General features: G+C 71.4%; 17 protein-coding genes. 13 read left to right on the forward strand and 4 right to left on the reverse strand.

Annotated elements, in window-relative coordinates; genetic code table 11:
• Positions 1-5 precede the first annotated feature (5 nt).
• A complete protein-coding gene (locus ACDF64_RS08495) occupies positions 6-2,975 on the reverse strand; it encodes an immunoglobulin-like domain-containing protein (RefSeq protein WP_394554828.1) in 2,970 nt (989 codons plus the stop codon).
• Between the two features lie 232 nt (positions 2,976-3,207).
• Between ACDF64_RS08495 and ACDF64_RS08500 the strand changes: the two genes are divergently transcribed.
• The 10 genes from ACDF64_RS08500 (at position 3,208) to ACDF64_RS08545 (ending at position 18,715) form a co-directional block, all read left to right on the forward strand.
• Positions 3,208-5,895, forward strand: coding sequence for a LamG-like jellyroll fold domain-containing protein (locus tag ACDF64_RS08500; RefSeq protein ID WP_394554829.1), 2,688 nt, complete (start codon positions 3,208-3,210; stop codon positions 5,893-5,895).
• A gap of 330 nt (positions 5,896-6,225) precedes the next feature.
• Entirely contained in the window at positions 6,226-6,861 is a 636-nt protein-coding gene (locus ACDF64_RS08505) for a hypothetical protein (protein WP_394554831.1), read from the forward strand.
• A gap of 97 nt (positions 6,862-6,958) precedes the next feature.
• A complete protein-coding gene (locus tag ACDF64_RS08510; RefSeq protein WP_394554833.1) occupies positions 6,959-8,023 on the forward strand; it encodes a WxL protein peptidoglycan domain-containing protein in 1,065 nt (354 codons plus the stop codon).
• A gap of 134 nt (positions 8,024-8,157) precedes the next feature.
• Positions 8,158-10,788 (forward strand): immunoglobulin-like domain-containing protein, encoded by a 2,631-nt coding sequence (locus ACDF64_RS08515; protein WP_394554835.1) that lies wholly within the window; start codon positions 8,158-8,160, stop codon positions 10,786-10,788.
• A gap of 217 nt (positions 10,789-11,005) precedes the next feature.
• Positions 11,006-12,034, forward strand: coding sequence for a LacI family DNA-binding transcriptional regulator (locus ACDF64_RS08520; RefSeq protein ID WP_394554837.1), 1,029 nt, complete (start codon positions 11,006-11,008; stop codon positions 12,032-12,034).
• Complete coding sequence (locus ACDF64_RS08525) at positions 12,031-13,578, forward strand: sugar ABC transporter ATP-binding protein (RefSeq protein WP_394554839.1); 1,548 nt, start codon at positions 12,031-12,033, stop codon at positions 13,576-13,578. Before ACDF64_RS08520 ends, ACDF64_RS08525 begins: the two co-directional genes overlap by 4 nt.
• Before the next feature lie 221 nt (positions 13,579-13,799).
• Complete coding sequence (locus ACDF64_RS08530) at positions 13,800-14,798, forward strand: ABC transporter substrate-binding protein (protein ID WP_394554841.1); 999 nt, start codon at positions 13,800-13,802, stop codon at positions 14,796-14,798.
• Between the two features lie 130 nt (positions 14,799-14,928).
• A complete protein-coding gene (locus tag ACDF64_RS08535) occupies positions 14,929-16,575 on the forward strand; it encodes a sugar ABC transporter ATP-binding protein (RefSeq protein ID WP_394554842.1) in 1,647 nt (548 codons plus the stop codon).
• Positions 16,572-17,663 (forward strand): ABC transporter permease, encoded by a 1,092-nt coding sequence (locus ACDF64_RS08540; RefSeq protein ID WP_394554844.1) that lies wholly within the window; start codon positions 16,572-16,574, stop codon positions 17,661-17,663. The genes ACDF64_RS08535 and ACDF64_RS08540 overlap by 4 nt, the downstream gene beginning before the upstream one ends.
• Positions 17,660-18,715, forward strand: a complete 1,056-nt coding sequence (locus ACDF64_RS08545) for an ABC transporter permease (protein WP_394554846.1) — start codon at positions 17,660-17,662, stop codon at positions 18,713-18,715. Before ACDF64_RS08540 ends, ACDF64_RS08545 begins: the two co-directional genes overlap by 4 nt.
• A gap of 102 nt (positions 18,716-18,817) precedes the next feature.
• Here ACDF64_RS08545 and ACDF64_RS08550 read toward each other — a convergent pair whose 3' ends face one another.
• Complete coding sequence (locus tag ACDF64_RS08550) at positions 18,818-19,843, reverse strand: LLM class flavin-dependent oxidoreductase (RefSeq protein WP_394554848.1); 1,026 nt, start codon at positions 19,841-19,843, stop codon at positions 18,818-18,820.
• A 96-nt stretch (positions 19,844-19,939) separates the two neighbouring features.
• On the opposite strand from ACDF64_RS08550, the gene ACDF64_RS08555 reads away from it, so the two are divergent.
• The 3 genes from ACDF64_RS08555 (at position 19,940) to ACDF64_RS08565 (ending at position 22,920) form a co-directional block, all read left to right on the forward strand.
• Positions 19,940-20,689, forward strand: coding sequence for a formylglycine-generating enzyme family protein (locus ACDF64_RS08555; protein ID WP_394554850.1), 750 nt, complete (start codon positions 19,940-19,942; stop codon positions 20,687-20,689).
• Positions 20,690-20,807: 118 nt separating this feature from the next.
• Entirely contained in the window at positions 20,808-21,278 is a 471-nt protein-coding gene (locus ACDF64_RS08560) for a MarR family winged helix-turn-helix transcriptional regulator (protein WP_394554852.1), read from the forward strand.
• A gap of 226 nt (positions 21,279-21,504) precedes the next feature.
• Positions 21,505-22,920 carry an MATE family efflux transporter gene (locus ACDF64_RS08565; protein ID WP_394554854.1) on the forward strand — a complete coding sequence of 472 codons (1,416 nt, stop codon included), beginning with the start codon at positions 21,505-21,507 and terminating at the stop codon, positions 22,918-22,920.
• Here the strand turns inward: ACDF64_RS08565 and ACDF64_RS08570 are convergent.
• Both ACDF64_RS08570 and ACDF64_RS08575 read right to left on the reverse strand, forming a co-directional pair.
• Positions 22,893-24,392 (reverse strand): carboxylesterase/lipase family protein, encoded by a 1,500-nt coding sequence (locus ACDF64_RS08570; protein ID WP_394554856.1) that lies wholly within the window; start codon positions 24,390-24,392, stop codon positions 22,893-22,895. The two genes, ACDF64_RS08565 and ACDF64_RS08570, sit on opposite strands and share 28 nt — an antisense overlap.
• Before the next feature lie 64 nt (positions 24,393-24,456).
• Entirely contained in the window at positions 24,457-25,143 is a 687-nt protein-coding gene (locus ACDF64_RS08575) for a TetR/AcrR family transcriptional regulator (RefSeq protein WP_394554858.1), read from the reverse strand.
• Positions 25,144-25,207: the final 64 nt, after the last annotated feature.

The following is a 25,207-nucleotide window of genomic DNA, read 5'->3' on the forward strand; positions in this document are numbered from 1 at the left end:
ATGGGTCAGCCGCAGTTGGCTGCGGGGGTGGGGAACGCTCCCTCGAAGGCGGACCCGTCGGCGGCGCTGCCCGTGAGGGTGAGCGTGCCGGCGGGGATCGAGGCGGCGCGCGTCGCGAACGTCGACGAGACCGAGGCCCCGGCGGCGAGCGAGCCGGTCTTGTCGCCGTAGGAGGTGTGGATCACGACGTCGGCGCGCTGGTGGTCGGCGTTCTTCGCGGTGACGACGAGCGACACCTTGCCGGCGATGCACCGGGTGGTCGCGGTCGCCTCCAGCTCGAGGCCGCCCTGCAGTTCGACGGCCTCGGAGGTCGACGTCGCGACGAGGCCGTCGGCGTAGCCGTCGTACGTCGCGGTGACCTCGCCGATGCCGGCAGGAACCGTGGCGCCGGCCGAGCCGTCCTGCAGCGCGACGGTCTTGCTCCAACCGCCGCCCGTGAACGTGACCGTCCCGGCGACCTCGCCCGCGTCGGCCGCGGTCACCGCGGCGGTGACGTCGCGCCCGTCGGCCTCGAGCGCCGTCGTCGAGGTGACGGCCGTGATGCCGGTCCAGTCGTGCATCGCGGTGAGCACGGTCTGGGGCACGCTGACGAACGCGCCGTGGCGCGGGCTCGTCGGCAGGCCGCCGACCGGGCGGACGTTCCAGGTCGCGCGCTGCGAGAGCCGGTCGGCCTGCGAGCTCGAGCCGATCTCGCCGCCCGACGTCACGAACGCCCGGTAGCCGCCCGCGCCGTAGTTGTCGACGAGGAAGACGTAGCCGTCGCCCGCTGCGTTGTTCGGGTCGCCCGCGTTGAGCTTCACGATCTCGGGACCCTCGCCCGACTGGCCGGTCTCGAGGCTCGTCATGCGGGTATCGACGAGCTGCCAGGTCGCGGCGGGGTCGGCGGTCCAGTTCGACGAGGTCGTGGGCGCGGTGAGCACCTTCGAACGCTCGAGGAAGATGTCCTTGCCGGCCTCGAGCGTGCCGGCTGCGCCGCTCTCCTCGTTCTTGGTGAAGCGGTAGTAGTAGTCGCCGATCTTCGTGACGGTCGAGTCGATGCGCGCGTATCCGGTGTCCTGCCAGCTCGCGGGCGGCGACGTGAACGTCTTGAAGTCGCGCGTCAGCACCGAGAACATGCGGGCGTAGAGCTTGTCCGAGTTCGTGTGCGAGGCGTCCGAGTAGAGGCGCGACGCGAAGAACACGACGTACGACTGCAGTTCGTCGTCCCAGTACGCCTCCGGCGCCCACGTCATGCCCGCTTCGGGCTGGTTGATCGTGATGCCGCTGTCGACGCCGTTGGTCCGGGTCCAGTGCACGAGGTCGACCGACTCCCAGACCTCGATCTTGAGGCTGCCGGCCGACTGCGCCGGACCCCAGCCCGTGCCGCAGCTGATGCACAGGTCGGTCGCGAGCATGTAGTACTTGTCGCCGTCGTGCGACCGCAGGATGTACGGGTCGCGCAGGCCCTTGGTGTCGGTCGTCGAAGTGATCACCGCGGCACCGCCGTTCACCGGGGAGAACGTGAAGAAGTCGTTGCCCGAGGTCGCGGCCTGGTAGATCTTCTCGTCGCCGTCGGACTTGAAGTAGGCGGCCGCGTAGCCGGCGTCGGGCGCCGTGCGGGCGTGCTCGGCGACGGTCACGGTGAACGACTTCTCGACCGTGGTCGAGCCCAGCGTCGCGTGCGCGGTGAGCGTGGCCCGGCGGTCGCCCGACCCGTACGCCGGCCGCTCGACGATGCCGCCGCCCGCGAACGGATCGGCCGCGCCGACCGCGGGTGCGGCGTAGGCGGGGTCGGTCGGGGTGACGAGCGCGGCGTCGGACGAGGTCCACGAGATGGTCGCGCCGTTGATCGCGCCCTTCGTGACCAGCGGGAGGTTCTCGGTCGTGCGCGACGCGAGCGAGATCGCGTCGAGGTCGGCCGACGGCGAGGCGGCGAGCACCGTGAACGCGAAGCTGATGACCGTGCCGGTCGACGTGGTGGCGGTGACCGTCACCGGGGTGTCGGCGGTGACGGTGCGCGAGACGACGCCCGTGTTGGAGATCACCGCGGTGTTCTGCGAGGCCCACGTCAGGGCGACGCCGTTCGAGGTGGCGGGGAAGCTCAGGTTGCGGGTGACCTGCGAGGCCGAGGGGTTCGCCCCGAGGACGGTCGGCAGCAGGTCGGCGCGCAGCAGCGCCTCGTTCGCGGCGGACTTCGCCGCAGCGGTCGGCATGCTCGCCGCGACCTCGGCCTGCGTGAGCGCGACATCCCAGAACTTGACGTCGGCGACGTCGGCCTGCACGAGCGCGTCGCCCGTGTAGAGCGAGCGGCCCAGGTAGCCGAGCGTCGTGCCGGTCGGGATGATCGAGCTCATCGCGTAGGCGTGCGTGACCGTCGAGATCTGCACGCCGTCGCGGTAGAGCGTGAGCGCGTTGCCGTTGCCGACGAGGGTCAGCGTCGTGAAGCCGGCGTTCAGTCCGCCGCCGTTCGGCAGGCGCACCTCGCCGTTCGCGGTGCCGGACTTCACGCGGATGCCCGAGAGCACGGCGTTGCTGTACGCCGACTCGCCCGAGCGGGGGTTCACGAACACGTGGTTGCCCAGCGCCGTGGTGTTCCATGCGCCGACGCCGTCGCCGATGACCCAGCCGAACTGGTTGGCCGCGGTCTGGGTCGCGACCGTGTACTCGACCGTGAAGGCGTTGTCGGTGCCGGTCACGAGCCCCTTGGGCAGTGCCGCGTAGCCGTCCTTCTTGAAGCGCAGCACGGCGTCGCCGCCCGCGTCGGCGAACGACGCGTCGGTGAAGCCGGTGAGGGCGGCGTTGCGGCCGTTGCCCGACACGTCGAGCAACTGGGTGCCCGTGTGCGACATGTCGTAGTGGGCGGTGGGGGCCGGCAGCTCCGCGGCCGAGGCCGCGAGCGGTGCGGCCGTGCAGAGGCCCGCGGCCAGGAGGCCGGTGAGGCCCGCCGCGAGCATTCGCCGCGGTCGAGATCGTGAGAGGAGGGCGGACGCGCGCATTCGGCTCCTTGCAGTCGCCATTGACGGGTGGGCTCCGACGCGAAGGGTCGGGCGTTCCGGATGTTACCGGACACAATGGCGGAAATCCAAGGATCCGAAGCGGAGGGAACTCCCCGCTGAAATCCTCTGGCGTGCCGTCTCGACCCTGTGCTACGGTCTGCCGTTACCGGTAACAATTCGTTTGCTCCCGGGTCACGCTCGCCGATGAAGTCGCAGGCTCGAGGAGCTCTCAATGACGAAGCACACCGCCATCACCCGCGCCCTCCGCGCCGGTGGACTCGCCCTCGGGGCGGCCGTCCTGGCCGCGTCCGCCGTGGTCGGACCGCTGCTGCCGGCCCAGTCGGCCGAGGCCGCGCCCGCCGCCGCGCCCCGCACGGGCCTGCTGGCCGAGTACCTGTTCACCCAGGCGACCGGGAGCGCCGTCGCGAACAGCGCCGGCGGGTCGTCGAGCGTCGGCTCGGCCACGGTCGTGAACGGCACCGACGCCCTCTGGACCGGGTCCTCGCTGAAGTTCACCGGCGGCGCCAAGACCAGCACGGCCGACTGGGTGCGCCTGCCCGACAACCTGCTCGCGGGGAAGCAGTCGGCGACGATCACCGTCGAGACGAAGTTCGACGCCTCGATGGCCTCGAGCTTCAACTTCCTCTGGAACATCGGCAACGACGCCACGACGTCGTACTACTTCGCCTCGGTCCGGGACAAGGCGCGCACGGCGATCACCACCTCGAGCAACGCGGGCGAGGTCAACGCCCGCACCGCGACGTCGCTGTCGGCCGACCGCTGGTACAGCCTCACCTCGGTGATCGATGGCGACGCCGACACCATCTCGTTCTACGTCGACGGGGCGCTCGTCGCCCGGAGCGCGACCGCGCTCACGCCCGCCTCGATCACCGCGCAGACGCTCAACGCGATCGGCCGTTCGCCCTGGCCCGACCCGTTCTACAAGGGCGAGGTCGCGACCTTCCGCGCCTACGACCGCGCGCTCTCCGGCGCCGAGGTCGCCGCGGTGTCCGACGCCGATGGGAGCCTCCACGCCGCGAGCTTCCAGTCGAGCGCGCAGGCGGCACTCGACGCGATCCAGCCGATCGCCATGACCGACTCCTCGATCAGCCTGCCCACGTCGACCGGCGCGACCCTGAGCTGGTCGGGCCCCTCGCAGGGCCTCGCCCTCGGTGCCAGCGGCACGACGCTCCAGGCCGTCCAGCCCGCGCCGGGCTCGGCCGCGCTGACCGGCACCGTCACGGCGACCGCCACGGTGCGCGGCGTGAGCGCCTCGAAGCAGATCCCCGTGAGCGTCGCACCGGTCGCGGCCGCCGATGACGACTACGGCTACCTGATGGTGCACTTCATCGAGGACTCGGCCGGCTACGCCGAGAAGATCTACCTCGACGTCTCGCGCGGCGACGACCCCGAGCAGTGGGACCCGCTGAACGGCGGCAAGCCGATCCTCGCCGCGCAGCTCGGCACCACCGGAATCCGCGACCCGTACCTGACCTACAACCCCGAGACGCGCACGTACTACATCATCGCGACCGACCTGCGCGTCTTCGGCGGCGACGGCGGCTCGGGCTCCTGCACGAGCTGGTGCTACTGGACCAAGAGCGCCAGCACGAAGCTGCACGTCTGGGAGTCGACCGACCTCGTGAACTGGGGCGCACCGCGCAGCCTCGACGTCTCGCTCGACGCCAACGGCACCGAGGTGGCCGAGCTCGGCATGGCGTGGGCGCCCGAGGCGACCTGGGTCGACCACTACTACCCCGACGGCCGTGGTGCGTTCGTCATGTACTGGGCATCGAACGTCTACCAGGACGCCGAGCACAGCGGCACGAGCTACAACCGCGTGCTGTGGGGCGCCACGACCGACTTCACGCAGGCCACCTACGCCTACGGCGGCCCGTTCGTCGACCCCGGCGCGAACGCCATCGACACGACGATGATCCAGAACGGCGGTACGACGTACCGCATCACCAAGGACAACGGCCTCGGCAAGGGCATCTACATGGAGTCGACCACGTCCGCGCGCTGGTGGGAGGCCGGGACCACGTGGACCCAGCTGCAGACGAAGATCGGCGCGGCCTGGGCCGGGGGCAACGCCGGCGGCGTCGAGGGCCCGGCCGTCTTCAGGAGCCACAGCGAGGACCGCTGGTACCTGTACGTCGACGTGATCCCCTCGACCGGCTACCGCCCGATGACGACCACGAACCTCGACGCGGGCTGGACCCAGCTCACCGATCCCGGGTTCTCCATGGCCCCGAGCACCAAGCACGGCGGCGTGGTCTCGCTCACCAAGGCGCAGTACGACACCGTGCGCTCGGCAGACTCCCGCGCGGCCGTCACGACGGCGCTCGGCACGGTCGAGGTCGAGGCGGGCAGCACGGCGGGCGAGCTCGAAGACGCGCTGCCTGAGACCGCGCAGGTCACGCTCGCGTACGACCGCGGCACCGCATCCCGCCCGGTCTCGTGGAACACCGCGGGGGTCGACCTCGCGACGCCCGGCAGCTACCAGGTCACCGGCACCGTGAGCACGTACAGCGCCAACCTCGACACGTGGGCCGGCGCGGGCGGCTCGACCGCCTGGAACGCGCCCGACCGCGTGCTCGGCAGCAGCGGCGCGGTGACCGTGACCTCGACGGTCGTCGTCACCCCGGCTCCCGCCGGCCCGCCGGTCACCGTGAACGCCGAGACCCGCTGCGTCGCCGGCAAGGCGGTGCTCGTCACGCAGGTCACGAACACCGGCGAGGCCGCCGCCGCCATCTCGGTCGCCACGGCCTACGGGGCGAAGTCGGTCCAGCTCGCCGCGGGCAAGTCGGCGAGCCAGACCTTCACCACACGACTCCCGTCGGTCGCGGCGGGCACCGTCGAGGCGACCTCAGGCACCGGCACGACGACGGCCGCGTACGCCGCGCGCACCTGCGGTTGAACGCGGACGCGAAGCGGGAGGTTCAGGATGACTCGCCGGAGGTCGACGGATGGTGCCGCCATGGCGCCCGGGCGCGCGTCCGGATCCGTCTCCGGGCTCGCATCCCGGCGCGCGTCCGGACGGCCAGTGCGTCGTCTTGACGGCCTCCGGAGCCCCGCGTACGCTCGAAATGTTCCCGGTAACAATACGGAGACCCGGCTCGGTTCTCGAGCCGCCCCAGGCAAGGACGCCGACCTCGGTCGCACCCCGAGCCGCACACGCGAACGTGTCAGCCACCCCGCTGCACGACGATTCGGCTCGGCGCCCGCCGACCGAGGAACTGGAGGAAACATGATCAGCAAGGGTGCTGCAGTCCGCTGCGCCGTCGGTGTGGTCGGCGGGCTGATGCTCGCGAGCGTCGGGAGCCTCGCATTCGCGGCCGACCCCGGCGACAGCTCGGGCGTCGACGTGAAGGTCGACATCGCCGCGGTCGAGCATGGTGCGCTCAGCCTGACGGTGGAGAACACCGAGACAACCCTGACCGAGACCGGCACGACGGCGGAGTACCGCCAGTTCACCGGCACGCTCCCGACCGTCACGGTCACCGACACCCGTACCGATGTCCCCGAGGGCGTCTACTGGTACGTCGTCGGCCAGGCCGGCGACTTCGTCGGCACCGCGGGCCAGCCGGTCATCCCCGCGACCCAGCTCGGCTGGACCCCGGCCGACGTGTTCGACGGCGCCGGCGAGGTCGGCGGGGGCGGCGAGGTCGTCCCGGCCTCCGACACGCCGACCCTGCCCGGCAACAACACCGGCCTGGCCAGCGGCGAGGACCTGCTCTTCCTCTCGCTCGACTCGGCCGCGGCCCAGGCCGCCCAGGGCTCGTGGTCGACCACCGCGGCCCTCAAGCTGAAGACCCCCGCCAACGTCGCCCCGGGCAGCTACCACTCGCTGCTCACGCTGTCGCTGTTCGAGGACACCTACTGATCCACTGCGGTCGGGCCGGCGCGACACCGCCGGCCCGACCGCAGCCGCTTCGCCCCGGCTCCCACCAGGCCGGGACCTGTTCAGACCAGGATGCACCGTGACTCGATCCCGCCTCCGCACCGCACTCGCCGCGCTCGCGGCCGTCGCCGGCCTCGCCGCCGGAGCGGCCGCCACCTCGACCGCGCCCGCGCTCGCCGAGGAGGGGGCGCCCGTGTCCTGGTCGGTCGCTCCGGCCGACGCCGCCGGCCCCGACGGCCGCGTCGCCGTCGAGCACGAGATCGACCCCGGTGCCGGCGTCGACGAGCACTTCGTCGTCCGGAACCTCGGCAGCGAGGAGGTCACGTTCCGGCTCGCCGCGGCCGACGGCTTCACCAACGACAACGGCCGGTTCGACATCCTGCCGTCCGACCAGGAGTCGGTCGACTCCGGCACCTGGATCACGCTGCCCGAGAGCGTGACCGTCGCGCCGGGCGGCACGGTCGTCGTGCCGTTCACGATCGCGGTGCCCGACGGCGCGCAGCCCGGCGACCACGCCGCCGGCATCACGGCCTCCATCCTGTCCGTCACGCAGGGCGACGGTGCGGGGGTGGGGGTCGAGAGCCGGGTCGGGTTCCGGGTCATGACCCGCGTCACCGGCGAGCTCACGCCCGCCTACGCGATCCGCAACGTCCACGCCGACTACCGCACCTCGTGGAACCCGCTCCGCCCGGGCGGCATCGACGTCGTCTTCGACGTCGTGAACGAGGGCAACGCCCGGCTCGTCATCGCCGGCGTCCTGTCCATCGCCGGCCGGAACGTCGCGTTCCCCGCCGAGGGCGAGACGCCCCAGGAGATCCTCCCCGGCGAGTCGCGCTCCGTCTCGCTCACGGTCCCGCGCGTGTGGCCGCTGTTCGCCTTCCCCGGCGAGATCGGGCTCTCGCCGACGGTCATCTCCGCGAGCGGCGAGCCCGCCGACGTCGTCGCGACCGAGGTCGCCTCGTCGTCGACCGACGTCCTCGTCTGGGCCGTGCCCTGGCCCCAGTTGCTGGTGGTCGCCGGGCTCGCGCTCATCGTCCTCGCCCTGCTCTGGCGCCGAGGCCGCTCGAAGCGCCGCCTCGACGCGATGCTCACCGAGGCCCGTGAAGAAGGTCGCCGATCCATGGCCGGCGTCGGCCAGGGGTGACCCACCGGGCCGCGCCGTTCGGCGCGCGGCCCCACCGACCAGCAGTTCGACCAGCACCACCGCGCCGGGGCGGATGCCCCGTGGCGTTCGTTCCGCACGCCCGTCGGGCGTGCCCATCCGGAATGGGGAGATCGATGGTTCGACAAGCAACACCCGTCGCGCGACGCGCGCGGCGATGGATCGCAGGCGCCACGGGCGCACTGCTCGCGGCCGGGAGCCTGACGCTCACCGGCCCGCTGGCCGCATCCGCGATCGAGCCCGGATCGTTGCTGGCGTCGTACGACTTCTCCGAGACGTCGGGCACCGTGGCGCACGACCTGTCGGGCGGCGGCCGCGACGGCGCGGTCGTCGGCGGCGAGGCCTGGCGCGGCGGCTTCATGCAGTTCACCGGGTCGAACTACGTGAAGCTGCCCGACGGGCTGCTCCAGGGCCGGTCGGCGGCCACGATCGTCGTCGAGACGAGCCCGACCGCGTTGAGCGGGGCCAAGTTCCTGTGGAACATCGGCGGGTCGGGCGAGGGCGCGACGGGCCAGTTCTTCATCCAGCCGGTCGCCCCGCGCGTGGCGATCTCGAAGACCAACTGGTCGGGTGAGCAGACGGTGACCTCGACGACCAAGCTCGCCGAAGGACGCTGGCAGTCCGTCGCGGCGACGATCGCCAAGAACGCCGACGGCACGACGTCGACCCTGCGGCTCTTCATCGACGGCGTGCAGGTCGCCGAGAAGACGAACTCGACGACGAACCTCAGCGACCTGACCACGCACACCCTGAACTTCCTCGGCAAGAGCGCCTACACGGCGGACTCGCTCTACCAGGGAGGCGTGTCGTCGTTCCGGGTCTACTCCGAGGCCCTCACCGCGCAGGACCTCGCCGGCCTCGCCGACGCGGATGCCTCGGCCGCCGCGAGCGAGACGGTCGCGGCGCTCGACCTCGACGCCGTCAACACGCAGGACCTCGACGCGGTCGAGACGAAGCTCGTGCTGCCGACCGCGGGCAGCGTGACCTGGACCTCGTCGCCCGCGGGCGTGGTCGGCGCCGACGGCACGGTCACGCGCCAGTCATCCGACACGCAGGTCACGCTCACCGCGACCGCCGCGGTCCGCGGGAAGACCGCGGCGAAGGACTTCACGGTGACCGTGCTCGCGGCGCCGACGCCCGCGCAGGCGGCGCAGCGCGACCTCGACGCGATCGCACTCCCGAACGCCGACGACGTCCGGTCCGACCTGACGCTGCCGACGACCGGCGCCCGGTTCGGCTCGTCGCTGAGCTGGAGCTCGTCGGCGCCCGGGATCGTCGACGTCGCGGGCACGGCCACGGTCGCGCCCGGCGTCGTCACGCGCCCCGGCGACCGCGACACGACCGTCGTGCTCACCGTGACGGCTGCGAACGGCGGCGCGACCGCGACGCGCGAGATCCCGCTCACGGTGCGCAAGGCGCCGGTGCAGGCCGCGACGACCGACTACCTCTTCGCCCACTTCACCGGCACCGAGGGCAGCGCGAGCGACGAGCAGATCTACTTCGCGACGAGCCGCGACGCGGTGACCTTCACCGACACGCGCGCGAACGGCAACCCCGTGCTCGCGCTCGCCAGGACCCAGGGCGACGGCGGCGTGCGCGACCCGTTCCTCGTGCGCTCGCCCGAGGGCGACCGCTTCTTCCTGATCGCGACCGACCTCAGCATCTTCTACCGCGGCGGATGGGGCAGCGCGAACGCGACCGTGACCGGGTCGAAGTTCCTCGTCGTCTGGGAGTCCACCGACCTCGTCGACTGGAGCGAGCCGCGCTTCGTCGACGTCGCGAGCGCGATCCCGAACGCGGGCATGGCGTGGGCGCCCGAGGCGATCTGGGACGACGTGACCCAGCAGTACTACGTCTACTGGGCGACCCGCGCCGATGGGAACACCGAGCTCGGCGACAGCGTCGACGTGTACCTCTCGACCACGCGCGACTTCCGCACGTTCTCGACCCCGGTGAAGTGGATCGACCGGCAGGGCTCGATCATCGACACGACCGTGATCAAGGTCGGCGACTGGTTCTACCGCGCGTCCGGTGACGGCCAGATCACGATCGAGCGCTCGAAGCGGCTCGACGCGATCACGACCTCGGCGACGGCGAAGACGACCGGCACCGACCAGGAGTGGGTGCTCGTCGGCACGCTGCAGTCGATCCTGAGCGGCAGCGGCACCTGCGCTGCCGGCACCAACTACACCGGCGCGTGCCTCGAGGGGCCGGAGTTCTTCCGGTACAACGACGACGACCGAGGCGCCGCGGCGCAGCTGTACGGGCTGCTCGCCGACCAGTACGGCGCGGGCAAGGGCTACCTGCCGTTCCGCACCACGGACATCGGCTCGACCTCGGCATCGGCGTGGTCGAAGGCTGCGAACGTGAACCTGGGGACCCTCAAGAAGCGGCACGGCGGGATTCTGCCGATCACCGCGCAGGAGTACCAGCGCGTGATGTTCCACTACGCCGGCGTCGGGACGAACCCCGACCTCGCTGTCGAGGCCTCGGCCACGACGCGGTGCGTCGCGGGCAAGGTCACGCTCGTCGCGTCGGTGAGGAACACCGACACGCGCGCCGCCGACGTGACGGTGAGCACCGCCTACGGCCCGAAGACGTTCACGGGCGTGCAGCCGGGCAAGACCGTCTCGCAGTCCTTCGCGACCCGGCTCGCGGCGATCGGCGCCGACTTCGTCGACGTGACCGCGACCGCGAGCGGCGCGAGCTTCCAGGGCAGCGCGGCGTACGAAGGACGGACGTGCTGACGCGGGGGAGGGGCCGGCTCGTCGCCGGCTGATCGGATGGACGCGGACCGCGGCGTGCCGGTGCGAGCGATCGCACGGGCACGTCGCGGGCGCGTGCGCCGCCGAGGCAGGACCGAGCGAATAGGCTGGTGCCGTCGGCGCGCAGGTGCGCGGTCAGGTGGCGCGCGTCCGCGCAGGGAAGGCATGCGGCGAGGTCCCGCAGGGCAGGAGATCGGTGGTGAGTGAGATCGAGGCGGGCACGCGCCCCGAGAAGCTCGGCATCCGAGAGGTCGCCGCGCTCGCCGGCGTGTCGCACATGACCGTCTCGCGCGTGCTCAACGGCCACCCGAACATCCGCCCGGCGACCCGGCAGCGCGTGCTCGACGTCATCCGCGAGCTCGACTTCAAGCCGAACAGCGCGGCGCGCGCGCTCGCGACGCAGCGCACCCAGCGCATCGGCGTGATCGTCGACAGCTCGGTCGAGTTCGGACCGACCAGCACGCTGCGCGGGTTCGAGGTCGCGGCCCGCTCGAGCGGCTACTCGGTGTCGTCGGTCGCGATCCAGGACGACGCGAGCCTCACTCCGGAGGCGGCGGTGAGCTACCTCATTGCCGACGGCGTCGACGCGCTCTGCATCGTCGCACCCCGGTCGTCGTCCGTGTCGGCGCTGCGCCGGATCTCGATCGACGTCCCGGTGCTCGTGCTCAAGGCCGCGAAGGACCCGAACTTCCTCACGGTGAGCGTCGACCAGCAGCTCGGCACGACCCTCGCCGTCGACCACCTGGTGTCGCTCGGACACCGGGACATCCTGCACCTGGCGGGTCCGCTCGACTGGCTCGAGGCCCGCGGTCGCGAGCGCGCGTTCCACACCCGGATCGAGCAGTGGGGGCTGAAGGAGCGCGCGATCGTCGTCGGCGACTGGTCCGCCGACTTCGGCTACGACTACGCGGCGGGCCTGAAGGGCGTGCCCGAGTACACGGCGATGTTCGTGGCGAACGACGACATGGCGGTCGGCGTCGTGCACGGCTTCCACGAGCGGGGCATCCGGGTGCCCGAGGACGTGAGCATCGTCGGATTCGACGACCTGCCGCTGTCGCGGCACTTCCTCCCGCCGCTCACGACGGTCCGGCAGGACTTCCACGCCCTCGGGATGAAGGCGATGGAGGTCCTCCGTGCCGCGCTCGAGGGGCGCGACATCCCGCAGCGCTCGAAGATCCCGAGCCAGCTCGTCATCCGCTCGTCCACCGCCCCGCCGAGGTCGTCATGACCACGAAGGATGCCCCGGCGACGATGCCGGTGGTCGAGATGACGGGCATCACCGTCGAGATCGACGGCAGCACGGTCCTGCGCGAGGTCGACCTGCGCCTCTTCCCCGGCGAGATCCACGCGCTCATGGGCGGCAACGGCGCCGGCAAGTCCTCGCTCGTGAAGGCGCTCACGGGCGCCTACCGCATCGTCGGCGGGGAGCTGCGGATCGACGACGACGCGGTCGTGTTCTCGGGCCCTGCGGCGGCCGAGGCCGCGGGGATCGCCGCGGCGTTCCAGGACGTCGACCTCTGCCGCAACCTCTCGATCGCCGAGAACGTGATGATCGGCCACGAGGAGCACGGCTGGCTGGGCATCTCGTGGGGTCGGACCCGGCGCAAGGCGGTCGAGGTGCTCGACGAGCTCGGCCTCGGCGAGCTCGACCCGAAGCGCGCCGTGTCGACGCTGCCGCCCGCGATCCAGCAGCTCGTCGCGATCGCCCGCGCGATGGTCACGCGCCCGAAGGTGCTGGTCCTCGACGAGCCGACGTCGAGCCTCGATGCCGACGAGGTGGCGACGCTGTTCCGCGCGCTGCGACGGCTGCGCGACCACGGAGTGGCGATCCTCTTCGTGTCGCACTTCCTCGAGCAGGTGTACGCGATCAGCGACCGCATCACGGTCCTCCGCGACGGGGTCGGCCAGGGCGAGTACCCGACGCGGGAACTCGACCGCGCCGAGCTCATCGCGAAGATGATCGGCAAGGACCTCACCGAGCTGCGCCGCATCGGGTCGGAGCGCCGCGCGCACCGGGCGGACCCGACGGGCGAGCCCATCTACCAGGCGATCCACGTGGGGCGGCGCGGCGAGTTCGACGCGACCGACCTCGACCTCCACCGCGGCGAGGTCGTCGGCTTCGGCGGCCTTCGCGGCTCGGGCCGGAGCGAACTGGGCGAGCTGCTCGCGGGCGTCGCCCGCCGCGACTCGGGCACCATCCGCGTCGACGGGCGGGACGTCGCGCTGCGCAACCCGGCGGCGGCGCTGCGGCGGCGCATCGCGTTCGCGAGCGAGGATCGCCGCGACGGCGGCATCATCGAAGAGCTGAGCGTGCGGGACAACATCATCCTCGCGCTGCAGGGCATCCGCGGGTGGGCGAGGCCGATCTCGCGGGCCGAGCGGGACGAGGTCGTCGCGCGGTTCATGGAGTCGCTCCTCATCGTCGCGCCGAGCCCGGAGGCCCCGGCGCGGCAGTTGTCGGGCGGCAACCAGCAGAAGGTGCTGCTCGCCAGGTGGCTCGCCACGAGGCCGCACGTCCTCGTGCTCGACGAGCCCACGCGCGGCGTCGACATCGCCGCCAAGGTCGAGATCCAGGCGCGCGTCGCGGAGCTGGCCCGCGAGGGCATGGCGGTCGTGTTCATCTCCTCCGAACTCGACGAGGTCGTGCGGCTGAGCGACCGGATCGCGATCCTCAAGGACCGCCGGAAGATCGGCGAAGTGAGCAACGGTCCGGGGCTCACCGTCGACACGATCATCGAGATGATCGCCGCCGACGACGAGGACGACGCCTAGCCCCGAGGCGACGACGCGGAGCCCCGGAACGAGGGGCTTTCGACGAGGTTTCCGGAATGTTATGTTTCCGGGAACACAGCGCTTGCGACACCGGATTGTTCCCGGTAACATCTTGCCCGGCGGCACGCACCAAGCGTCCGGCAAATCACCGCATCGTCCGCACGGCGGACCTACGCACCGGAGCGCCCCCTGCGCCCCGGATCTCAAGGAGGAGATCTCTCATGTCAGTTCAGAGGCGTTACACCAAGTTCCTCGGCCTGGCGGCCGTGGGCGCACTCACCATCGGCCTCGCGGCGTGCTCCAGCACCAGCGGCGGCGGGGACGACACGGCGGCGGGCGACGAGCTCATCACCGTCGGCTTCGTGGCCGTCGGCCCCGAGGGCGCCTGGCGCGAGGCGAACGAGCAGAACATCCAGGACACCTTCACCGAGGAGGCCGGCTTCGACCTGAAGTACGCGCCGGCGACCAACCTCGACCAGAAGTCGCAGATCGACGCGTTCACGTCGTTCGTCGACGAGGGCGTCGACGTGATCCTGCTCTCGGCGACCGAGGCATCCGGCTGGGAGGACTCGCTCGAGCGTGCGCAGGAGGCGGAGATCCCCGTGATCCTGCTCGACCGCGGCATCGAGCCGGACGACACCAGCCTCTACATCACCCGCATCGCCCCCGACAACGTCGAGGTCGCGGCCGAGGTCGGCGCCTGGGCCGTCGAGCAGTTCCCCGAGGGCGGCAACTACATCACCCTCGAGGGCCCGGCCGGCGTCGGCGTCGTGAACGAGCGCAACAAGGGCTGGGACTCGTCCGTCGACGGCTCGAAGCTCGTCGAGGTCGCCGCGCAGACCGCGAACTGGTCGGCCGAAGAGGGCAAGAGCGTCACCGAGACGCTGCTCAAGGCGAACAACAACAACGTGCAGCTGATCTTCGCCCAGAACGACGAGATGGGTCTCGGCGCCGCGCAGGCGGTCGAGGAGGCCGGCCTCACCCCGGGCGTCGACGTCAAGATCGCCACGATCGACGGCACCAAGGCCGCGATGCAGGCCCTCGCCGACGGCCAGCTCAGCTACGTGCACGAGTACAACCCGCTGTTCGGCGAGACCGCGCTCGACGTCGTGAAGAAGACGCTCGACGGCACCTCGGTCGACTCGTACATCATCGTGCCGAGCGAGGCGTTCGACTCCGCCGAGGCCGCCCAGGCCGTGCTCGCCGACCGCAAGTACTGACGGTCACGGCGCCGCGGCACGCCGCGGTGGCTGTACCAGCGATGCGGGGCCGGCTCCCACGCCGGCCCCGCACCGTCATATCGAACGGCCGATCGCGAGCACGCGATCGGAGCAGAGAAATGCGATTGTCATGAGCGAAGCACTGCCCATCGTGGAGATGCGCGACATCTCCATCGAGTTCCCGGGCGTCAAGGCACTGGACGGCGTGGACTTCCGCCTGTTCCAGGGCGAGGTCCATGCCCTGATGGGCGAGAACGGCGCGGGCAAGTCGACGCTGATCAAGGCCCTCACCGGCGTCTACAAGATCGACGCCGGCTCGATCGTCGTCACGGGCCAGGAACGGCAGTTCCACGGCACGGGCGACGCGCAGGGCGCCGGCATCTCGACCGTGTACCAGGAGGTCAACCTGGTCACGAACCTCTCGATCGGCGAGAACGTGATGCTCGGCCACGAGGTGCGCGGCGTGTTCGGCGTCAACTGGCGGGCCACCCACAAGGCCGCCACGGAGGCGCTCGCCCGGCTCGGGCTCGAGTACCTCGACACGCACCAGCCCCTGTCGACCCTGTCGATCGCGATGCAGCAGCTCGTCGCGATCAGCCGCGCGATGGCGATCAAGGCGAAGGTGCTCATCCTCGACGAGCCGACTTCGAGCCTCGACGCGGCCGAGGTCGAGGGGCTGTTCACGGTCATGCGGGCACTGCGCGACCAGGGCGTCGCGATCCTGTTCGTCTCGCACTTCCTCGACCAGATCTACGCCATCAGCGACCGCCTGACGATCCTGCGCAACGGGCGCTACGAGGGCGAGTACCTGACCCGAGACCTCGACCGGCACGCCCTCATCTCGAAGATGATCGGCAAGGACCTGAACGCGCTCTCGTCGCTGGGCGGCAACCGCCGCGCCGACGCGCGCGACTACGCCGCCGAGTCGCCGGTGCTCGCCGCGAAGGGCCTGGGCCGTCGCGGCTCGATCGAGCCCACCGACCTCGAGATCCACCGCGGCGAGGTGGTCGGCTTCGCGGGCCTCCTCGGCTCGGGCCGAACCGAGCTCGCGCGCCTGCTCTACGGCGCCGACCGCGCAGACGCAGGCGAACTCACGCTGAACGGCAAGCGCGTGGAGATCAAGAACCCCTCCGACGGCCTCGGCAAGCGCATCGCGTTCTCGACCGAGAACCGCCGCGACGAGGGCATCATCGCCGACCTCACGGTCCGCGAGAACCTGATCCTCGCGGTGCAGGCCGAGCGCGGCTGGGCCCGCCCGATCCCGCGCAAGGAGCAGGACGCGCTCGTCGAGAAGTACATCGCCGCCCTGAACGTGCGGCCGGCCGACCCGAACCGGCTCATCAGGAACCTCTCGGGCGGCAACCAGCAGAAGGTGCTCCTCGGTCGCTGGCTCGCGACGAAGCCCGAGCTGTTGATCCTCGACGAGCCCACCCGCGGCATCGACGTCGGCGCGAAGGCCGAGATCCAGGAGGCGGTCGCCGAGCTCGCCGAGGACGGCGTCTCGGTCGTCTTCATCTCCTCGGAGCTCGAGGAGGTCGTGCGGCTGAGCGAGCGCATCGTCGTGCTGAAGGACCACCAGAAGATCGGCGAGATCGTCAACGGCCCGGACGTCACCGCGCAGCGCGTCGTCGACGTCATCGCGGCGCACGGTGTGGAGGCTGCGGCAGAGAGTGGCATCATCGATGCCGAGGCCCAGCCCTCGGCTGACGCATCGCACCCGACCGAGGCTCCGCATGCGGCCGTGACCGCGGTCGCTGCGACGGAGGAGGAAGCATGAGCAACGCTGCTCGAACGTCTCGGCTGCGCGAACTCGTGCGCAAGCCGTTCTTCTGGGGGCTGGTCGCGATCCTCGCGCTCCTCGCCCTCAACGTCATCAAGGACCCGAACTACCTCGCGTTCTCGATCAACCCGGTCAACGGCAACCTCGTCGGCAACCTGGTCGACATCCTTCGGGCCTCGGCGCCGATCCTGATGATCGCCGTCGGCATGTCGCTCGTCATCGCGACCGGCGGTATCGATCTCTCGGTCGGATCGGTCATGGCGGTCTCGGGCGCGGTCGCGATGGTGGTGATGAAGGATGCCGGTCAGTCGGACTCGATCGGCGTCGCGCTCGGCGCCATCGGCCTCGCGCTGCTCGTCAGCGCGGTGCTCGGCGTGGTCAACGGCGTCCTGGTCGCCTACGTCGGGCTCCAGCCGTTCATCAGCACCCTGATCATGATGCTCGCGGGCCGCGGGATCGCGAAGGTGATCACCGAGGGCCAGAACACCTCGGCCTCGAACGAGCCGTTCCGGTGGATCGCGAACGGCTTCGTCCTGGGGCTCCCGGTGGTGTTCCTCATCGCGATCGCGATCGTCATCGTCGTCGGCCTGGTCGTGCGCCGCAGCGCGCTCGGCCTCATGATCGAGGCGATCGGCATCAACCCGAAGGCGAGCCGCATGGCGGGCATCAAGCCGAACGGCCTGCTGCTCACGGTGTACATCCTGAGCGCCGTGCTCGCGGGCGTCGCCGGCATCATGTCGGTCGGCACCGTGATGACGGTCGACGTCTCGCGCACGGGCTACCAGATGGAGCTCGACGCGATCCTCGCGGTCGTCATCGGCGGCACCTCGCTCTCGGGCGGCAAGTTCTCGATGGGCGGCGCCGTCGTCGGCGCGCTGCTCATCGCGACCCTCGACAAGACCATCGTGTTCCTCGGCATCTCCTCCTCGGCGACGCCCGCCTTCAAGGCGATCGTGATCGTGGTGCTCTGCCTGCTCCAGTCGCAGCGCGTGCGCGGCTGGTTCGTCCAACGGCGCAGGCCCCCGCAGGCGACACCCGAGCAGAAGTCCGTTCCGTCGCAGGAGAAGCAGGAGGTGTCGGCATGACCGCCGTGCAGAGCCCCCGCGTCGACGCGCCCGCCGAGGCATCCGCGGCGTCGAAGCTCGTCGACCGCGTGAAGCGAGTCGTCTCGTCCAACCCGTCCGTGCTGCCGACCGTCGCGGCGATCGTGATCTTCATCGCCATGGTGATCTACGGAGAGATCGCCTACGGCCGGATCGTGCAGTACAACACGCTGTCGAACCTGCTGATCAACAACGCGCACCTGATCATCCTCGCGGTGGCGATGACGTTCGTGATCCTCACGGGCGGCATCGACCTCTCGGTGGGCTCGGTCATCGCGCTCTCGAGCGTCGCGGGGGTCATGCTCGCGAACGCCGGGTGGAACCCGTGGCTCGTGATCGTGCTCATGATCCTCATCGGCACGGTGTTCGGCCTGGCCAGCGGCATCCTGATCCAGTACTTCAACGTGCAGCCGTTCATCGCGACGCTCGCGATGATGTTCCTCGGGCGCGGGCTCGCGTCGCTGCTCAGCACGCAGCCCGAGCGGCTCGCCGACGACTCGCCGATCCTCTGGCTGGGCGAGCAGTTCAAGCTGATCGACGGCGAGAAGGTCAACGACGTCGTCATCACGCCGGGCGTGATCATCGCGCTCCTGGTCGTGCTCATCGCGTTCTTCGTGCTCCACCGCACCCGCACGGGCCGCACGGTCTACGCGATCGGCGGATCCGAGCACTCGTCGGCGCTCATGGGCCTCGCGGTGCCGCGCACCAAGGTACTCGTCTACGTCGTCAGCGGCACGCTCGCGGGCGTCGCGGCCGTGGTCTACACGTCCCGCCTCGGCATCGCGCAGAACATCACCGGCATCGGCTGGGAGCTCGACGCGATCGCGGCGACCGTCATCGGAGGCACGCTGCTGACGGGCGGCTACGGCTACGTGCTCGGCTCGGTCGTCGGCGCGCTCGTGCTCGGGCTGATGAACGTGCTGATCACGCGCGACGGCGGCATCCCGCCGGAGGCGACGACGATCATCACCGGCGGCATCCTGCTCGTGTTCGTGCTGCTGCAGCGCGCGGTGACGTCCAAGCGCCGCACCTGATCGATCGCCGCACCGGTCGCCCTCGACGCGGGCGGACGAAGGGCCGGATGCCTCGCGGCATTCGGCCCTTCGTCGTCGTGAACTCGAGCGGCAGGTGCCGGCTCAGCGCCACCCGAGCGCCGGCGCGACGTACGTCAGGATCGACTCGAGGACGTGCGCGTTGTAGTCGACGCCCAACTGGTTCGGCACGGTCAGCAGGACCGTGTCGGCCGCGGCGATCGCCTCGTCCTCGCGCAACTGGGCGATGAGGGCCTCCGGTTCCGCCGCGTAGCTGCGGCCGAACACCGCGCGGTAGTCGTCGATCACGCCGAACTGGTCGGACTCCTCGCGGTGCCCCCCGCCGAAGTACGCGCGGTCCGTGTCGTCGACGAGGGCGAAGATCGACCGGCTGACCGAGACGCGCGGTTCGCGTTCGTGCCCCGCCTCGTCCCACGCGGCGCGGAACGCCTCGATCTGCTTGCGCTGCTGCACATGGAACGGCTCGCCGGACTCGTCCTCCTTGAGCGTCGAGCTCATGAGGTTCATGCCCTGCTCGGCGGCCCAGACGGCGGTCGAGTCGGACCCGGCGCCCCACCAGATCCGATCGCGGAGCCCGGGGGACTGGGGCTGGATCCCGAGCGGCCCCGGATGCGGGTTCGGGAACATCGGCCGGGGGTTGGGCTCGGCGAAGCGCGCGCCGTCGATCACCTTCAGGAACACCGTGGTGTTGTCGCGTGCCACGTCGGCCATGGTCGATCCCTCGGGCGCGTCGTAGCCGAAGTAGCGGTAGCCGTCGATGACGGACTCGGGTGAGCCCCGCGAGACGCCGAGCTGCAGGCGGCCGCCCGCGATGAGGTCGGCGGCGCCCGCATCCTCGGCCATGTACATGGGGTTCTCGTAGCGCATGTCGATCACACCTGTGCCGAGTTCGATGCGGCTGGTCTTCGCACCGGCCGCCGCGAGGAGCGGGAACGGGCTGCCGAGCTGGTTCGCGTAGTGGTGCACGCGGAAGTACGCGCCGTCCGCCCCGAGCTCCTCGGCCGCGACGGCGAGGTCGATGGACTGGAGCAGCACGTCGGACGCCGACCGCGTCTGCGAGCCGGGCGAGGAGGACCAGTGGCCGAACGACAGGAATCCGATGTGCTTCATGCTGACCTCCAACGCTCGCGGCCGCGGAGCATTCCGCCCGCATCCACGCCAAGCTTGTCGCATGGCGATCTCCGACGACGACCTCATCCACCAGGCGTGACCGATCTCGAGCTCGCGCACATCGCGGGCGGGTCGGTGACGCTCCACGACGCGCGCCGCGCGGAGCGCCGCACGGTCGAGCTCGAGCCGTTCGAGATCGGCGTGTTCGCCGTCACCGAGGCGGAGCTCGGCGAGTTGCTGGGCGTGACGGCGGAGCATCCGCTGCGGCCCGCGACCGGCGTGAGCTGGCTGCGCGCCGTCCGGTTCTGCAACGCGGCGTCCGAGTGGGAGGGGCTCGACCCGGCGTACACGTTCGACGGCGAGGAGGTCACGTGGCACGTCGATGCCGACGGGTTCCGACTGCCGACGGAGGCCGAGTGGGAGCTCGCGTGCCGGGCCGGTTCGACCGGTCCGCATTACGGGCCGCTCGGCGAGGTCGCGTGGACGAGTCTCGACGGCGTGACCCATCCGCAGCGGGTCGGGCTGAAGCTGCCGAACCTGAACGGGCTCTTCGACACGCTCGGCAACGTGTGGGAGTGGTGCTGGGACCTGCTCGACCCGGCGCGCTACGACGAGTACCGCGCGTTCCGCGGCGGCGGGTTCGCGGACGACGCGTGGAGCGTGCGGGCGTCGACCCGGCGCGGCGGGGCGCCGCGGATGCACCACGAGGACGTCGGGTTCCGGGTGGCGCGCGGCGGCTTCGATGCGGTGGATGCCGCGCAGGGATGGTCGGCGCAGGCCGACCTGGAGCGGGCCGACGTGGGCGGGCCGCTCCCGTCGGGGTGGACGCCGCGGGGCCGCCCCTGACGGGGGCCGACCCTGACGCCGGGCCGGCCCTGACGCCGGGCCGACCCTGGCACGGGTGGGCCCCACCGCGGTCGCCGCCCGCTTGACAGTTAGAACTCTAATGATTAGAGTTCTAACCATGACCTCGAACGTGGAGCGGCTGACCACCCTCGTCTTCACCGTCGCCTTCGCCGATCGCGCGGCGGCGATGGAGTGGGTGCAGGGCAGCGGCCTCACGTTGCAGCAGTCGATGGCGCTCGGCTACATCCAGGAGCACCAGGCGAAGGGCGTGATTGCCCGCGACCTCGCCGAGGTCTCCCGCACCACGCCCGCGAGCGTCACGAGCCTCCTGCAGGGGCTCGAGGCGCGCGGACTCATCGTCCGCACCCCCTCGCCCGACGACTCGCGCGTCAAGCTCGTGAGCGTCACCGACCAGGGCGCCGCCGTCATCGCCGGCTTCGACGATGCGGTGGCCGCAGCCCGGGAACGCCTCTACGGCGTGCTCGACGGCGATGAGCAGCAGGCGCTGATCGCGCTCCTCGAGCGCGTCGCCGCCCCGATCGAGCCGCTCGAACGCGGCGGACCGCCCGACGGGCGCTCGCCCTTCTAGGCCGCCCACCGCTCCTCGCCCGGACCGCTCCGCCGCGGTCGCCGCCGCGCGCGCCCGCGCGTCCATCCGTCGTGCCCGGAGCCCGGTGCCCTCGTGCCCGGTGCCCGTCGCGCGCGTCCATCCGTCGCGCTCCGACGTCCGTCGCGCCCGCGACCTCGCATCCACCATCCACCCATCCCAGACCCGGGCACCCGCCCGAGCCGTTCACCGCAACGGAGGCCAGACCATGTCATCGTCCAACCGCCACTCCCTCGCACAGGCGCCCATCTGGCGCTCGCTCGTCCACCTCTGCGTGCCGATGATCGCCGGCTTCTCGGTCGGCGCGATCTACAACGTCATCAACGGCGTCTTCGTCGGGTCGCTGCACTCGACGCCGTTGCTCGCGGCGATCACCTTCGCGATGCCGGTCTTCGCGCTCGTCATGGCGCTCGGCGGCGTCTTCGGCGTCGGCGGCGGCACGTTCGTCACCCGCCTGCTCGGCTCCCTCGAGGACCCGGACACGGATGCCGCGGCCACGGGCCGGCGCATCCGCCAGGTCTCCTCGTTCACCGCGTGGGGCGCCGTCGTCGCCGGCGTCGTGGTCGGGATCCTCGGGCTCGCGTTCGCGACCCCGATCGCCGCGGCGGTCGGGGCGAGCGGCGCCTCGCTCGCGCCCACCGCCCTCTACATCGGGGCGATGTTCGCCTTCGCTCCCGTGTACGTCGCGGTGTTCGCGCTCGAGCAGCTCGTGCGCGCCGAGGGCGCCGCGGTCGCCTCGATGACCGGGCTCATCGCCTCGACGATCGCGAACCTCGTGTTCGACGTGGTGTTCATCCTCGGGCTCGGCTGGGGCGTGCTCGGCGCGGGCGTCGCGCTCGGCCTGTCGAACCTCGTCGCCGTCGGGTACTACGCGTGGTGGCTCACCACGCGATCCTCCGCCGCGTCGATCGCGCCCCGCTGGTTCCGCGCCGACCGCGAGATCCTGACGTTGGTCTTCGGCGTCGGCGCGTCCGAGCTCCTGCAGTCCTCGTTCCTCATCGTGACCACGCTCGTCATGAACTGGATCGCGATCGGCTACGGGGCCGGCCTCATCGCGGGCATGGGCGTCGCGCTGCGCATCTCGCAGGTGCCCGAGATGATCGTGATGGGCGTGTCGATGGGCGCGATCCCGCTGTTCGCGTACGCGTTCGGCGCACGCAACCGCGCCCGGCTCCTGGCGGGCATCCGCGGGGCCGCGATCGCGATCGCCGGCATCGTCGCGGTGTTCTCGACCGTCGTGTTCCTGTTCCGCGACCAGGTCTTCGCGCTGTTCTCCGCCGACCCGGCGGTCCTCGCCGACGGCACGCGCATCCTGACCGCGATGCTCGTCGCGACCGCGTTCAACGGGTTCACGGGACTCATGATCGCCGTGTTCCAGGCCACCGAGCAGATGCGCAACGCGACCGTCATGGCGATCGCGCAGGGCGTGCTGTTCGTGCCCGTGATCCTCGCCGGCAACGCGGTGTTCGGGCTGGACGGGGTGATCTGGGCGATGACGGCGACCGAGTTGCTGGTCTTCGGGCTGGGGCTGGTCCTGTTCGTCACCTCGAGGAAGGCGCTCGGCGCCGAGCCGTCGGCCGAGGCGGTCGCTGCGGCCTACAGCAGCGAGCTCACCTCGGCGTAGCCGTCGGGCACCACCTCGGGGGATGCCCCGGTGGATGCCTCGCCGCCGAACACGCGCGTCGTGCCGGGGGAGGTCGACCAGGTCGGCCACCCCGGCTCGCCGTCGCGGATGAACGCGACGGCGTCGCGGTGCATCGCGTCCGCGAGCGCCTGCGGCGGCCGGGGACCGGTGAGCGGGTCGACCTGCTCGGCGTCGAGGCAGTCGAACCAGAACGGCACGTCGACGCAGTGGACGGCGGCGTCGAACACCGTCGAGCGGAACGCGGTGCGATACGCCCAGGTGGGAGCGGCGCCGCGGGCGTTCGCGATCCGCACGACCGCGGTGCGGAACATCCGGTCGGAGATCACGCGGCCGAGCACCGCGGCGTGGCCGCGTGCGACGACGTCGCGATTCGCCGCGAGGTAGGCGCGGCGCTGCTCGCCGCGGATGCCGACCCGCTTCAGGAGCATCCGCAGCGGCACCCAGCGCAGTTTCCGCTCGGCCGGTGCCACCGCCATCGAGAACTCGTCGTCGGTCGCGCCGAGCACGAGCGGCGTGTCGGCGCCGACGCCCGCGGCGAGCGAGGCCGTCGTCGAGCGGGGGAGCAGGTCGCCGTCGATCGTCGGGCCGAGCCCGAGGCCGTCGTCCAGCATGCGGGTCATCGCGTCGGGGCCGGACACGTCGGTCGCGGCCCGCTGCGCGGCGAGCACGGCGTCCTCCGGGATCGTCGACAGCCCGGCGCGGGTCGGAGCGACCCCGAGCCGCGACGCGATGTCGCGACCCAGACGCTCGGCGCGGTCGGGCGCGATGTCGGCGAGCGCGCCCGAGAGCGCCCACACGCCGTGGAACAGGTGCTGCGCGCGCTCCATGCCGAGGAGCGTGAGCACCGCGCCGCCGCCCGCCGACTGGCCCGCGATCGTCACGCGTCCCGGGTCACCGCCGAATCCGGCGATGTTCGCCTGCACCCACTCGAGCGCGAGCAGCCAGTCGCGCACGCCGCGGTTGGAGGGGGCATCCTCGATCCAGCCGAAGCCGTCGAACCCGAGCCGGTACGAGACCGTGACGGTCACGACGCCGTCGCGGTTGAAGCTGCGCCCGTCGTACCACGGGCTCGCGGGGGAGCCCGCGAAGTAGCCGCCGCCGTGGATCCACACGAGCACGGGCAACGCGGCGTCCGGCTCGCCCGGCGCCGGGGTGAAGACGTCGACGTTGAGCGTGGAGGCGCCGGGGACGGACGGCTCCGGGATCAGGGTCACGCCGGGGTCGCCGCGCTGGGCGGTCGCGCCGTGCTCGAGCGCGTCGCGCACGCCGGTCCACGGTGCGACAGGCACGGGTGCGGCGAACCGCAGGTCGCCGACGGGCGGCTCGGCGAACGGGATGCCGAGGAACGCGGCGCTCCGGGCGGACGAGCCCGGGAGGTCGCGCCAGGCGCCGCGGACGCGCCCGGCCCCCGTGTCCACCTCGATGTACGTGCGGGATTCCGTCTGCGTCATGCCCTGTGCTCCTTCGCGCGGGTGATGGTCGGTGCGGGTCGCGGTTCGCGTCCGCGGGCGAGGCTCAGTCGGCGAGCGGTGCTCGGTCGGCGAGCGGTGCTCGGTCGGCGAGCTGCGGTCGGTCCGCCGGTGCGTCGCGCGCGATCGACGGCGCGAGCGCGTCGAACAGCACGCCGATGATGGCGGCCATGTCCGTCTCGGGCTCGAGCATCCACTGCAACTGGAGGCCGTCGGCGACGGCCTGGAGGATCCGGCCGAGGGTCTCGGGGTCGATCGAGTCGTCGATCCGGCCGGCGGCCTGCTGCTCCCGCAGGCCGTCTGCCCACACGCCGCGCAGCGTCCGGCCGCGGCGGACGAAGAACTCGTGCGCGGGATGCTCGGGGTCCACCGCGTCGACCGAGAGGCGCGAGAACAGTTGCACGAGCCCCGGCACGTCGGCGTTGTGCCGCGTGATGCGGAGGTACGCGTCCCGCATGTCCTCGTACCCGACCGGCTCCGCCGGGATCGGCCCGTAGTGCGCGGTGTCGGCCTCGTCGCGCTTGCGGAGGATCTCGGTGAAGAGCTCCTCCTTCGAGTCGAAGTAGTGGAGGAGGCCCGCCTGGCTGAGGCCCACGGCGGCCGCCAGTTCCTTGACGGATGCCCCGCGGTAGCCCTCGCGCGCGATGACCTCGAGTGCGCGCTCGAGGATCTCCTCGCGCTTGGCGATGCCCTTCGCGTAGGAGCCGCGTCTGCCCTGACCGTTCGCCGCCATGCATCCAGTAAACCCGAACAACGCTTGTCATTCAAAACCGAATGACATATGGTTTCGGCGGGGC

The sequence above is a fragment of the Agromyces sp. MMS24-JH15 genome, assembly GCF_043518605.1.
Taxonomy (GTDB): domain Bacteria; phylum Actinomycetota; class Actinomycetes; order Actinomycetales; family Microbacteriaceae; genus Agromyces.

Bases quoted from the DNA above. Each gene is read 5' to 3' on its own strand.
- ACDF64_RS08575 (WP_394554858.1), bottom strand. From the start codon at position 25,143: ATGGCGGCGAACGGTCAGGGCAGACGCGGCTCCTACGCGAAGGGCATC.
- ACDF64_RS08530 (WP_394554841.1), top strand. From the start codon at position 13,800: ATGTCAGTTCAGAGGCGTTACACCAAGTTCCTCGGCCTGGCGGCCGTG.
- ACDF64_RS08495 (WP_394554828.1), bottom strand. From the start codon at position 2,975: ATGCGCGCGTCCGCCCTCCTCTCACGATCTCGACCGCGGCGAATGCTC.
- ACDF64_RS08535 (WP_394554842.1), top strand. From the start codon at position 14,929: ATGAGCGAAGCACTGCCCATCGTGGAGATGCGCGACATCTCCATCGAG.
- ACDF64_RS08500 (WP_394554829.1), top strand. From the start codon at position 3,208: ATGACGAAGCACACCGCCATCACCCGCGCCCTCCGCGCCGGTGGACTC.
- ACDF64_RS08515 (WP_394554835.1), top strand. From the start codon at position 8,158: ATGGTTCGACAAGCAACACCCGTCGCGCGACGCGCGCGGCGATGGATC.
- ACDF64_RS08565 (WP_394554854.1), top strand. From the start codon at position 21,505: ATGTCATCGTCCAACCGCCACTCCCTCGCACAGGCGCCCATCTGGCGC.
- ACDF64_RS08540 (WP_394554844.1), top strand. From the start codon at position 16,572: ATGAGCAACGCTGCTCGAACGTCTCGGCTGCGCGAACTCGTGCGCAAG.
- ACDF64_RS08525 (WP_394554839.1), top strand. From the start codon at position 12,031: ATGACCACGAAGGATGCCCCGGCGACGATGCCGGTGGTCGAGATGACG.
- ACDF64_RS08545 (WP_394554846.1), top strand. From the start codon at position 17,660: ATGACCGCCGTGCAGAGCCCCCGCGTCGACGCGCCCGCCGAGGCATCC.
- ACDF64_RS08560 (WP_394554852.1), top strand. From the start codon at position 20,808: ATGACCTCGAACGTGGAGCGGCTGACCACCCTCGTCTTCACCGTCGCC.
- ACDF64_RS08505 (WP_394554831.1), top strand. From the start codon at position 6,226: ATGATCAGCAAGGGTGCTGCAGTCCGCTGCGCCGTCGGTGTGGTCGGC.
- ACDF64_RS08550 (WP_394554848.1), bottom strand. From the start codon at position 19,843: ATGAAGCACATCGGATTCCTGTCGTTCGGCCACTGGTCCTCCTCGCCC.
- ACDF64_RS08570 (WP_394554856.1), bottom strand. From the start codon at position 24,392: ATGACGCAGACGGAATCCCGCACGTACATCGAGGTGGACACGGGGGCC.